Here is an 11,758-nt window from a genome sequence, read left to right on the forward strand (position 1 = left end):
CCCGCCACAGCCCATGCAGAAATATTTACATCTCTTTCAATCTTCCTCCAGCGGACATAGGTTGTCAAAGTTGAAAAACTAAGAATGAGCGAGAAAACAGGAGAAAACATTACTTTATAGTGGGAGAGTGCGTAACAATGGGAAGCGAACAATTGCAATTTGATCATGAAGATTTGTTGGCAAGCTGCCGACGCCAGTTGATTGAGGACGGACTCTTAGTCCTCGGAGATGATGGGTACCGATGCACCGTCGCGGATATCCGCACTGTTCTTTGACAAAAATATGGCCTTTTTGGCCGTATCATCAAGCGTCGAACGAGGTCCTTCCCCCTTGGCTGTTGACTTCGGCGTTTGATGATGCGGCTGACGCATCAGAGTGGTGGCGGAATAAGGTAGACGCTTAAAATGCAAGGCGGGATACGATTAGGTGAGTCCCGGCGAAGACTTGGACGGCGCGGAAAGAGAACGCCGAGTTCCCACGACCAAGCTAGTATGTCGGATCGACCAGAAAAGTCAGGGGTGCTGCTACCCGTCATAAGAAATGCCCGCTATGCAAGGTGCAAATCCTTGCCCACTCTTTCATATCGTGGGGGTTTCGCGTTTCCGGTGCTGTTTTCCCCCTTCAAAAAGCCTGAACCGGGGCGAGCGGTCGCGCCAGATCGGCCGCGCAATACATAGGGAAGGAGGGGTTGCAATGGGTGAGGTTGCTGAAATGATTCTGGAAGGAATTCTATGCGAAGGATGCGGGACGTACATCGATGATGGCGAAGAACCCGGTTATCCGAGGAAATGCGAAGATTGCGGAAGCAATTCGAAAAAGAAAAAATAGCCCGCGGCAACGGGCTATCGCAAAAAATACTTACAGATGCCCCCATTTTAGCACGAATGGATGGGGGCGACAAGGAGGCACATATGCTCACAAAGGAACAACTCGAGAGAATGCTGTTATTACCGAAGGAGATCGACGCGGCCCAGGAGGCTGTAATTCAGGCACAAGCTCGACTCACTTCTGCCAAGGAGATGTTGCAACAAAAGGAGGACGACTTGCTCCTTGGCAATAGAGTCGACGGCAAAAATGCAGAGATCCGTGCGGCGCATATGCGCACTTTCACTACGCATGAACGCGAAGCTTTGGTAGATGCTGAATTCAATCTTAAGACGGCTGCTGCACGATTCGATAGTAAGCGCAACGAGCTTATCTCGCTTACTGCCGTTGCATATGCATCCCGGGTGGCGGTATGAAAAAAATCTTGCTTGATCGTCTTACATTCCGGAATTTCAAGGGTTTCCGTCAGTTCGTCCTCGAGGCGAACGGCGGAAACCTCGATGTTTACGGCGATAACGCCACTGGCAAGACGACGCTATTCGACGGTTTTACTTGGCATCTTTTCGGCAAGGACAGCACCAACAGCACGACATTCGAAATCAAGGAACTCGACCCGGCCGGCAAGGTCCGGCAGCATCGTCTCGAGCATGAGGTCGAAAGCGTTCTGATGGTCGAAGGTCGGCGCCGCACCTTCCGGCGGGTGTTCTCAGAAAAATGGACGAAGAAGCGCGGTGCGCTCCGGGAAACGTTCGAGGGCCATGAAACCGCCTATTACGTGGATGATGTGCCGGTCGGCAAGCGGGAATATGACGCCGAAGTCGCCGCTCTCATCCCGGAGGATTTGTTCAAACTCCTGACAAACCCTTCCTATTTCAATGATGAAAAGCATTTCGACTGGCGGGCGCGGCGCAAGCTGCTGCTGGAAGTATGCGGCGACGTGACGGATGCAGAGGTCATCCACAGCAAGCCGGACCTCGCCCCACTGGAGGCAGTCCTCCGGGAACGGGACGTGGAGAAGCACAAGGAGCACTTGAAAAATAGGATGTCCCGGATCAAACAGGAGAACAAGGACATTCCTATCCGAATCAGCGAAGCTCAGCGCGGCATGCCGGACGTCTCGGAGTTGAGCGAGGAATTGCTGCGGGAGGATATTGAGTCTCTTCGGAAGCGGATCGCTGAAAAAAATACGGAGTTGGCCCGAATCAAGGACGGCGGCGAGATCGCAACGAAAGAGCTGCGGTTGCGGGAAATCGAGGCCGAGGTACTTGCAATCAAAAACCGTCTCCAGACGGCTGTGCTGGACGCAGTAGCACGGCAGCGTGATGTTGTTTCTCAGCTCCATCAGGATATTGACCGATTACGGCGCGTCATCGATGACGGCGAACACCGGATTAGACAGAACGACCGGTCCATTGAAGATTTGAACCAAAAGCGTGGTCAACTTAGGTCAGAGTTTGCAGCAGCCAAAGCCATAGAGCACATCCACGACGCGGACGACAATTGCCCCGCCTGCGGCCAATTGCTGCCGGAGGACAAGCGACAGGAGGCTCATGACAAGGCGCTCGCAGCCTTCAATCGCGCCAAAGCCGAGCAGTTGGAAGTGATTCAGCGGCGCGGCCGTTCGGCCAAGGAGGAAGCGGAACGACTTGGAATCGAGAACGACCGCTATCGCCGAGACATCGAGAAAACTAAAAACGATCTGCTACCGCTCGAGACGCAAGCAAGTGAAGCGGGCGCCGAACTGGAACGACTTCGCGTTGGTATCCAGGACCCAGCCACCGATCCGGAGTTCGTCCAACTCCAGCAGGAAGCGGAGCGTGTCCGGGTCGAAATCGCTGATCTGCGCAGCAGTGGCCGCCAAGCGGCGGAAACGGTTGAACGAGCGATCGCCGATCTGCAGCGGGAAATAGGCGGGCTTGAAGCAGATAAAGCCAAATTCGAGCAGGTCCGCAAGCAGCAGGCGCGTATCGCGGAGCTGGAGCAGCAGGAGTCAAAGCTTGCCGCTGAGTACGAGCAGCTACAGCATGAACTCTTTTTAACCGAGGAGTTTGTCCGGACCAAAGTCAATCTGCTTCAAAACCGGATCGACAGCAAGTTCCGGTTCGCCCGGTTCCGATTGTTCCGTGAGCAGATTAACGGCGGTCTGGACGAATGCTGCGATACGCTGTACAACGGCGTTCCGTACGACAAAGGGCTCAATAATGCCGCGCAGTATCTCGTGGGGATCGACATCATCAATACGTTATCCCAGCACTACAGGGTGTCGGCCCCCATCTGGCATGACAACGCCGAGGCTGTCACGGTCCGACCTGAGACCGACGCAGAAGGAATTAACGCAATCCGAACGATTCATGAATATGGTAGTTTCCAATTTTTCATCAGGGGTCGGGGAAGTGGCGCTGACCAATTTCCAGAAGAGACTCGCACAAAATTACTTCATCTCGCTTGACGCTTCCCTAAAACTGGCCGAGGAAAAGCGCCAGAAAAGCAGCAAAAATAGTCAAAGCCCACCGATTACTTGGCAAAACGTTAACATGGAAAAATTGTCCCGCGATGTGGTCGCTCATGCTCGGATAGGCTTTGATCCTGCGCAAAAAAATCACATAAACATGGTTCCTTTCTTCAATAAGGCTCTCGGCAAGTATGACATTGGCTTCGTCGAGGGTTATCGCGGTATGGAACTGAAGGCAGTGAAGTACGGGCTTGATGTTCCGGACCGTGTTATTGTTGAGGTCGTTTATTCTACTGACCGTTTCAAATCGTTCAAGAAGGACCGGAACAACAAAGTCGAGACCTATGAATTTGAAGTCATAAATGAGTTTGATCGGGGCGATATAGTCGGCGGCTTTTACTACCACGAATACTTTCAGCGACCGGAGAAAAACAAACTCGTTGTCATGAACTTGAAAGATATCCTGAAACGTCGACCTGATCGAGCAAGCCCCGAATTTTGGGGTGGGGAAAAGGACGTATGGGAGTGGGACGATCAGAAGAAAAAGAACGTCAAGAAAGGCACCGAAACGGTTGAAGGTTGGTACGAAAAAATGGTTTGGAAGACCATATACCGGGCAGCTCATGGTGACGTCACGATCGACAGCCAGAAAATCGACGACGATTATATGCGGCTGCGGCAAGCCGAGTCCGAATTTGCAGAAGCTGATGCAGATCAGGAGATCGCTGAGAACGCGAACCGCGAGGTGATCGACGTGACTCCAACAGCGGAGCCGCAGCAAACAACTGCTGACGAGGAGCCGCCCAAATCTCAGTCGGAAGATATACCGGCACCTGAGAAGAAAGGAACAAACCCGAACGCAGACACGATGGAGCTCGATTTCTAATGATCGATATCTATCCCATCGCCAGCAGCAGCGCCAGCAACGCCTACCGGGTATCGGACGGCCGCACTGCGCTGCTCATCGAAGCGGGCCTACCTTATCGAGACATACAACGTGCGCTGGATTTTAAGGTTACGCAGCTCGCCGGCTGCCTGATCAGCCACGAACACGGCGATCACAGCAAAGCGGCCAAAGACATCATGCGCGCGGGCGTCCCGGTTTACACTGGTACCGGGACGGCGGCCGCACTCGGTCTCTCCGGCCACCGCCTGCGGACCATCGAGTCGCACAAGCAATTCACGATTGGCACCTGGACGATCCTGCCGTTCGACGTTCAGCATGATGTGGAGGAGCCACTGGGGTTCCTCCTTACGAATCCGACGGGCGACAAACTGGTATTTTTGACTGATACATATTATTGCAAATACCGGTTCGGCGGTATCACACACCTGATGGTCGAATGTAATTACGCGCTAGATATCGTAAACAGGCGGGTGGAGGCGGGCGAACTTCACCCGTCGCAGAAGCGACGCCTGCTGACCTCCCATTTCAGCCTGGAGCACGTCAAAGACTTTTTGCGAGCCAACGACATGCGTTCGCTCCGTGAGGTCTGGCTGCTCCATTTGAGCGACAGGAATAGCGATGCGGAGCGCTTCCGCCGAGAAGTGCAGGAGGTCACCGGTGCGGTCGTCCGGGTGGCTGAGCGATGATCCATAGCGTTCCTCAAAAGGTCCTGATCGCACAAGCGATTTGGGACCTTACTTCACCAGAAGAGCGCAAGGCGGCCATCGTACAGTATCTTGAAAAATCATATCCGCACTATAAACCGATCCGGACACAGCGGCCGTTTGTGCTGTGCGAGGCTAACAGGGGGAAACGAATAGATGGCAAAAGTGAAAATTGAATTAGATCTTGATTGGATATCTGAGGAAGGTGATCTCGATTCAACAATCAAACAGGAAGTAATTCAAAATCTCCAAACGAGATTTACAGAGCGAGTGGAGCACACTACTCAAAAAATGCTCGAAGGGAAGATGCAAGAAATTGCTAATAAGGTGACCGATGATTTTCTGGAAAAAGTCATGTCCGAGAAGGTCAATTCCCTGCAAATCCCGTACAAGTCAAGCACCTGGAGTTCAGAGGTTCAAATGCTCTCACTCGGGGAGTTCGTAGGCATTAAGTACGACGAGTTCTTGAAGCGAAAGGTGTATGACACGGACGGTAAAGAACCGAGATACTCAAGTGATGCGAAGGTTTCGATACATGAATTCTTCATAAACAAGTTCCTCGAAAAAGAGCTTGTCGGCAAGGTGAGCAATCTGATTAAAACTGCTCGTCAGGATGCAGAGCAGACGATCATAAAGACCCTTGAAAGCAATCTAAAGGCGCAACTTTCGGCCGACCTCATCAATAGGCTCAATATTCCGCACCTACTCAAGAGCCTTCAGGAGAAGGCTGCTTTGCTGGAGGAGGGTGGTTTACAGAATGAAGGTGGAACTACTTGACCTTTTCGCTAGCGTCGAGCCGGAGGCTCCGAAACGGGAGCTATCTTCGGCTCGGCCGGCGCAACTGAACGGCATGTATTACGAGCGGGCGACCGATATGTTCGTTGGCTATACGCAAGGAAAACGATTGAAGGCTATAGCTGCGAAGCGTTGCGGATGGACGAAGGACTGGCAGGAGAAGACAAAGCGGGAGCGATCGATATGAAGCAAGGGAAACGCCCAACACGGCGTGAAATGAAGGTGCTCGCTGCGAACGGCTCGAATCCCGAGAACTGGCTCATTACGAAGCGCCTGCCGGGGGCTTTACACCTGGTCCACCGGCATACGGGGGCGATCAAAGTCATTCCGATAGGCTAAGGGGAGGGCGGCGGATGGCCAATCCACAACTAGAACACGGGTTTGTACGCATTGCCAACGAGATATGGGACGAAGTCATCCGCCGGGACTTTTCCAAGCGGCAAAAGGACATTTTGTTTCTCATATGGCGCCTCTCCTACGGCTGCCAGAAACGCTATGCATACATCCCGCGGATGAGACAATTTCAACTATGTGGGGTTTCAGAAACGAAAGTAAAAGCAGAACTTGAATATCTGGAACGCTGCCGAGTCTTGATCTGGGATCGCGAAAATAAGACATTCGAGATAAATAAGGATTACGAAAGCTGGTATGTCAGCCTTGTCAAAGCGTGGGATGAGGAAGGATTTAACGAACTTCTCGCCCTAAATCTCAACCGAAAAGTTTCCCAAAACGGGAAAGAAAACTTCCCAAAACGGGAAGGAAAACTTCCCGAAACGGGAAACACCGAAGAAGAGAGTTTCCCGAAAAGGGAAACAGAAACTTCCCAAAACGGGAAACAAGAGTTTCCCGAAAAGGGAAACTCGACCCCCGACGAGCCCTTGTCTGACGCGGCTTCCGGGGCGCCTAAAGACATTATTAAAGAAAGTATTAAAGATATTAAAGAAGATACTGAGGAACTTAATACTAATCAAGATACAGAGCAATCATCATCATCAACCCAACCAGATTTTTCGTTTCCGCGGATTTATAGGATCTACGAACAACATTTCGCGAGAGACGGCAAGATCACCGAATTGGAGGTCGAGGACCTGCAAGATCAATTCGACACCCACGGTGGGGAGTGGCTGCTCGATGCAATGCGGGAATCCGTTAGACAAAATAAACGGTCTCTCGCTTATATTAACGGCATCCTTCTTGGGTACAAGGAGCGAGGCGGTACTCATAAGGATTCTAACAAGACGCTAGTGGTTGCTGGAAGTAGTGGCACAACAGGAAAGCCAAACCGTCAACAGCTTCAAAACGAACTAGCAGCTCAAAAAATCAGGGAGGCGGAGCAGCGTGAAAGAGAGCGAGATACGGAAGATTTTCCTGGTGATTGAGAACGCATATTGCGGCCTGTTCACTTATGACGATTACAAGGTCGAGCTTTGGCGCAAGACGCTCGAGGACGTGCCGTATGGTCTGGCTGAGGAAAACCTTCTCCGGTATATCCGTAACCCAGATAACCGGTTCCCACCTCACCCTGGTGTGCTGGCCGAGTTTCCGGAACAGGCAGCATATGGACCCGATATCCCAAATGCCGCGGAGACACGCGCGATGCTGGATGAGATGGATGCTCACCGCAGCCTGCCGCCTGCTCCGCTTCCACCGTGCGTGGCCGAAATGAAGGAGAGGTTGAGATTAGGTGTCCAGCGCTGAAATGCCGCCGCTTCCGGAGCCGCCCAGTGAAGAACAGGAACTAAGGGTACCACCGCACAACATGGAAGCAGAATGGGCTATACTAGGCGCAATTCTGCTTGAACCGGAGGTCATGGATACAGCGGCCGACCTCATCCGCGGCAATGAGTTTTATGTCACCAAGCACCAGCAAATTTTCAAAGCTATGCTTGAGCTTTACGACGCTGAGGAACCGATCGATTTGGTAACAGTGACATCGCAACTGCAAGATAGTCAGCAGCTGGATGGAATCGGCGGAGTCAGCTACTTAAGCAAAATAGCTGATCACGTACCGACCGCGGCGAACTTCGAATTTTACGCCGGGATTGTCAAAGAAAAATACAATCATCGCGAAGCGATCAGGTCAATTGATCGGCTGCAAAAAGAAGCATGGGCAACGGACGATCCAAGCAAGTTGATCGCACTTATGCAGCACAGAGCAGAGAAGTTGGCGTCCCAAACCGTTGTAAGTCGGCCTTTCCGATCGGTAAAGGACGTGGGAATCGAATTTTTCGAAAGTCTCGAGAAAGCAAGTTCGAATAAGGACGCCGGAGGTATTACAGGCATTCCATCGGGTTTCCGTGATCTGGACCGGGTGACAGCAGGCTTTCAACGATCCGACTTGATTATAGTCGCAGCACGGCCCTCGGTTGGTAAGACAGCCTTCGCCCTCAATATCGCCCAAAACGTTGCTATCCGCTTTGGCGAAGACGTGGCCATCTTCAGTTTGGAAATGGGCGCTGTCCAACTGATGGGACGGATGGTTGCGGCCGAAGGGAATGTCGATGCGGGCCGGATGCGGACAGGGGAGTTGCTGCCGGAGGAATGGGAAAAGGTCACTACGGCTCTCGGGGTGATCACATCGGCACCAATTCATATCGACGATACGCCTACAGTCACCGTCAACGATATTCGCGCCAAGTGTCGGGCGCTAAAAAAGGATCGTGGCGGGCGGCTGGGGCTTATCCTTATCGATTATCTGCAATTGATCACAGGCGTAGGACGCCCAGGAACCAATCGGCAAGAAGAGGTTTCTCACATATCCCGGACCCTTAAGCAGATTGCCCGCGAACTGGACGTACCTGTCATTGCGCTTTCACAACTCAGCCGGGGTGTCGAGCAACGGCAAGACAAGCGGCCGATGATGTCTGACCTTCGGGAATCCGGCTCGATTGAGCAGGATGCCGATATCGTCGCGTTTCTGTACCGGGACGACTACTACAACAGGGAGACCGAGAAAAAGAACATCATCGAAATCATTATCGCGAAGCAGCGGAACGGACCGGTCGGTACGGTTGAACTGGCCTTCCTCAAGCAATTTAATAAATTTGCTAATCTGGATCGATCGCATGAGCAGCAACAACAGGCGAAGGCGAAGCCCACTTCTGTGAAAGAGAGGGATCGGAAACGATGGGCATAAAAAAGCAGCTTGACCCGATTTTCCAAATGCGGAACCGGATCGTAATCAAACACGGTGGGCAAGTAGTCGGCGAGGTGTACACGCTACGGCGACCGTGTCCGGTACCGATCCGGCCGAGGAGGCGAGCCAAGTGATCCAGTTTACCATATACGGCGAACCGGTAGCACAGGGGCGTCCCCGGGCTTCTTCGCAGGGCGGCTTTGTCCGGTTGTATGATCCAAAAAAGAGCCGGGATTACAAGGACTATATTCGTTTGGCTGCCGCCGAGCATGCGCCGCCCGCGCTGCTTGAAGGACCATTGGCTATGATGGTTACGGCATTCAGACCTATTCCAAAGAGCTTTAGTCAGAAAAAGGCGGTCGCTGCAGAGCGTGGCGAAATTCTCCCCACATCGAAGCCGGATGCGGATAATTACCTGAAAGCTGTAAAGGACGCTCTTAAAGGCGTGATCTGGAAAGATGACAGCCAAGTAGTAGATGCTTACGTCCGCAAACGATACGGCGTACGACCGCGTATCGAAATTAAAATAAGACAAATTGGAGAGTGAACAGAATGGCACACACTGAATTTTCTGCAAAATTTGATGGACTGAATATGGCATCGAAGAACAAATTGACGTTGATTCTTCCCGAAAACACCACCGACGCCACACTTGGAAAGCTTGTTCGCATGAAGGGACAGCAGGTCCATGTCACCTTTGAAGATCCGCAGCAGGAAATGGACATGGATGATGAGCGTCCGGAACGTAAGGTAGTGACCTTTACGGCCGATCAGCACGGTGTCGTCCAATTGGAGAAGCAGCTTAATTTCGACGACGCATCACCAGCGGATGGGGAAGGCGGACTGGCGGAAGTCAAGACCGAAGGGCAATCAGCTCCCGATGGTGCCGATCAACCCGGGCAGACGGACGATCCTGCTGACGAGTATGCCGGCAAAGAGATCGTAATTACGGTCCACAACATCTCCGACGAGGGGCAGGTTGAGGGCGGAGAAGAAGACGACAATTTGATCGAGTACGTTTTCCCGATCGTCAGCGGAACCGGTCGGACTCCGAAAAAATATGTCAATGGCGAAGATATGGGCCACATCACCAATGGCGAAGTTAGGGATACGCTCGGTCTGGACCATTCAGAGGGCTGCTACGCGATCGAGGATTTACTTAACGCCGGCGGTGTCATCCAGGAAGTACAAGACGGAGCGCCATCCGCTAATGAGGACGAATTGGAGTGGGATGCACATTCGGACGAAGAAGCGGATGACGACAAAGACGAACTGAGCGACTGGGAGCGTGAGGTTTTGGGCGAAGGGCAAACGGACGAAACCGATTCCCCTGACGCTGCTGGTGTAGACAAGCAGGAGCGGGATGCAGCGGCCGATCCGGTTGACGTTGAAACCTATATTCTGGAGAAGCGCCCCGTTTTCGATGACATCCCGTACGACTTCCCTGCACTGCTCGAACGCCGTAATGCGGGAGAGACGTGGAAAGCGATCTCCGAAACGATTGGTGTTGGTAATAAAGAGCTTGGTAACCTCTGGCGCCGGTACAAGGATAAGGCGGCCGCGCAACAAGTGGCAGGGGAATGAAAAATTAGCTCTTTAAATCGATTTTAAGCCCTTCAAAGGGGCAGACGTATAAAACCATTAACTGAACATCTAGCAGACGACAGCGCCCCCGCCGAGCAATTGGCTGGGGCGTTAACATCGGGAGGGGAATGCTCAATGGAAATCTTGAACGTCGGAGGCGGTCGGATACCACTCGTAGATAAGGACGTTGAGCGGCGCAGCAGTGCAAACGGACCGGTAAAGCCAGGTGTCCTCACGCCAGAAGAGATGGCAGAACTGGAGTTAAAGCTCAAACAGAAGGCTGGTCCCCAGGTCAAGGCGTGGGAGCCGACGCTCGCACGGGATCAGTACCTGCATCTTCGGATCGCTGGGAAAGGCCGCAAGGACATTACATTGACGCACTTTAACAACGAAGAGAGCAAGCTGAATAGACAGTTGAAAGAGTGGAACCTCATCGATCGCAAGCGGGAGGAAGAGGCGATGTCGAAAAAACAGCTGGATGAGCTTACCCGGGAGCAGTACCTCGCACGCCGGGCCGCCGGCGAGACGAGAACCAAGATCATGCGCTCGATCGGAGCTAATACGGTCCCGTTCTATGCAAAACTCGAAGGCTGGGGCTTGAAAAATAAGGCCGAGGAGGATATGGCTCTGGGAAATTTGAGGCCGACTGAGGTGGCCCCTCCCGGTATATCCCCCGCCGATCCGGACACTGATGAGGAGCGCAGCGAGCAGACGGATCCTCTTACGGGAGACAGAATCCTTTCTCGGGTCGAACAACGTGCGGCCGACAAGGAGAAAGAGCTTAACGACGTGACGGAACTGGCCGAGACGTGGCAGGCCGAAGCAAATCGCCTGAGGGAAGAAAGTGAAAACCTCGAGATACAGCTTGAGGAGATGGCTGCAGAACGGAAGCGAGAGAACGAAAATGCCGAGCGCATGCTCCACGAGCTGAAGCAGAACAAGGAAACGGAGATTAATGGAATTATCGATAAATGGTCGAAAATCGTTGCGGAACGGGATCTGGTCAATGCCGGTCTTAATGACAGAATCAACGAACTCATGGCAGAGAACCGTCGTCTGGTAGAAATCGATGAGCGAGAAAGCGATATTGCAATCGGTATCTTCAAAGAAAATAACCGGTTGAGATCTGAAAATGAGTCCGCGAACGAAGTGATTGATAAATTGCGTATTCGGGTTCGTAAGCTGGAGTATGAGCGAGAACGGAACGAGGGGTATATGTTTATTCGTTTGCCGATCCTCCAGGGCGAGCATCCGATAGGACAGCGTGTTGATACCGTAAGGATGGTTGAGCTTTTCGCTTCAGAGATCGAGTCGGCGAGCATGGATCGCGGGCGCGCAGCAATGGAGTTGTTCCA

The 11,758-nt window shown here is 52.6% G+C and carries 12 protein-coding genes; all 12 read left to right on the forward strand.

Translation table 11 applies throughout. The features are described from left to right. Positions 1–797 precede the first annotated feature (797 nt). Positions 798–1,241 (forward strand): hypothetical protein, encoded by a 444-nt coding sequence (locus tag PV433_RS10295; protein WP_332072060.1) that lies wholly within the window; start codon positions 798–800, stop codon positions 1,239–1,241. Further along, positions 1,238–3,274 (forward strand): AAA family ATPase, encoded by a 2,037-nt coding sequence (locus tag PV433_RS10300; protein ID WP_332072061.1) that lies wholly within the window; start codon positions 1,238–1,240, stop codon positions 3,272–3,274. Before PV433_RS10295 ends, PV433_RS10300 begins: the two co-directional genes overlap by 4 nt. After that, the gene (locus PV433_RS10305; RefSeq protein ID WP_332072062.1) at positions 3,219–4,163 is read left to right on the forward strand and encodes a recombinase RecT; all 945 of its coding nucleotides are present in this window, start codon (positions 3,219–3,221) and stop codon (positions 4,161–4,163) included. Before PV433_RS10300 ends, PV433_RS10305 begins: the two co-directional genes overlap by 56 nt. Continuing rightward, positions 4,163–4,870, forward strand: coding sequence for an MBL fold metallo-hydrolase (locus PV433_RS10310; protein WP_332072063.1), 708 nt, complete (start codon positions 4,163–4,165; stop codon positions 4,868–4,870). The genes PV433_RS10305 and PV433_RS10310 overlap by 1 nt, the downstream gene beginning before the upstream one ends. Before the next feature lie 174 nt (positions 4,871–5,044). Next, the gene (locus PV433_RS10315) at positions 5,045–5,665 is read left to right on the forward strand and encodes a hypothetical protein (protein WP_332072064.1); all 621 of its coding nucleotides are present in this window, start codon (positions 5,045–5,047) and stop codon (positions 5,663–5,665) included. 156 nt (positions 5,666–5,821) lie between these two features. Beyond that, positions 5,822–6,022, forward strand: a complete 201-nt coding sequence (locus PV433_RS10320; protein WP_332072065.1) for a DUF6906 family protein — start codon at positions 5,822–5,824, stop codon at positions 6,020–6,022. A 14-nt stretch (positions 6,023–6,036) separates the two neighbouring features. Further along, positions 6,037–7,062, forward strand: coding sequence for a replication protein (locus tag PV433_RS10325; protein ID WP_332072066.1), 1,026 nt, complete (start codon positions 6,037–6,039; stop codon positions 7,060–7,062). Then, positions 7,022–7,381: a hypothetical protein gene (locus tag PV433_RS10330; protein WP_332072067.1), complete on the forward strand. Its 360-nt coding sequence runs from the start codon at positions 7,022–7,024 to the stop codon at positions 7,379–7,381. Before PV433_RS10325 ends, PV433_RS10330 begins: the two co-directional genes overlap by 41 nt. A gap of 1 nt (position 7,382) precedes the next feature. Continuing rightward, positions 7,383–8,819, forward strand: coding sequence for a replicative DNA helicase (dnaB, locus tag PV433_RS10335; protein WP_332072071.1), 1,437 nt, complete (start codon positions 7,383–7,385; stop codon positions 8,817–8,819). A gap of 130 nt (positions 8,820–8,949) precedes the next feature. Continuing rightward, on the forward strand, positions 8,950–9,366 hold the full coding sequence (locus PV433_RS10340; protein WP_332072068.1) for a RusA family crossover junction endodeoxyribonuclease: 417 nt from the start codon (positions 8,950–8,952) through the stop codon (positions 9,364–9,366). Between the two features lie 5 nt (positions 9,367–9,371). After that, the gene (locus tag PV433_RS10345; protein WP_332072069.1) at positions 9,372–10,403 is read left to right on the forward strand and encodes a hypothetical protein; all 1,032 of its coding nucleotides are present in this window, start codon (positions 9,372–9,374) and stop codon (positions 10,401–10,403) included. Between the two features lie 135 nt (positions 10,404–10,538). Then, a partial coding sequence (locus tag PV433_RS10350; protein WP_332072070.1) for a hypothetical protein occupies positions 10,539–11,758 on the forward strand: 1,220 nt, incomplete at its 3' end.

The organism is Paenibacillus sp. GYB004, assembly GCF_036577605.1.
GTDB lineage: Bacteria > Bacillota > Bacilli > Paenibacillales > NBRC-103111 > Paenibacillus_AB > Paenibacillus_AB oceani.

Coding starts and splice junctions, on each gene's coding strand:
- dnaB (WP_332072071.1), top strand. CDS start 7,383: ATGCCGCCGCTTCCGGAGCCGCCCAGTGAAGAACAGGAACTAAGGGTA.
- PV433_RS10315 (WP_332072064.1), top strand. CDS start 5,045: ATGGCAAAAGTGAAAATTGAATTAGATCTTGATTGGATATCTGAGGAA.
- PV433_RS10320 (WP_332072065.1), top strand. CDS start 5,822: ATGGACGAAGGACTGGCAGGAGAAGACAAAGCGGGAGCGATCGATATG.
- PV433_RS10325 (WP_332072066.1), top strand. CDS start 6,037: ATGGCCAATCCACAACTAGAACACGGGTTTGTACGCATTGCCAACGAG.
- PV433_RS10345 (WP_332072069.1), top strand. CDS start 9,372: ATGGCACACACTGAATTTTCTGCAAAATTTGATGGACTGAATATGGCA.
- PV433_RS10310 (WP_332072063.1), top strand. CDS start 4,163: ATGATCGATATCTATCCCATCGCCAGCAGCAGCGCCAGCAACGCCTAC.
- PV433_RS10300 (WP_332072061.1), top strand. CDS start 1,238: ATGAAAAAAATCTTGCTTGATCGTCTTACATTCCGGAATTTCAAGGGT.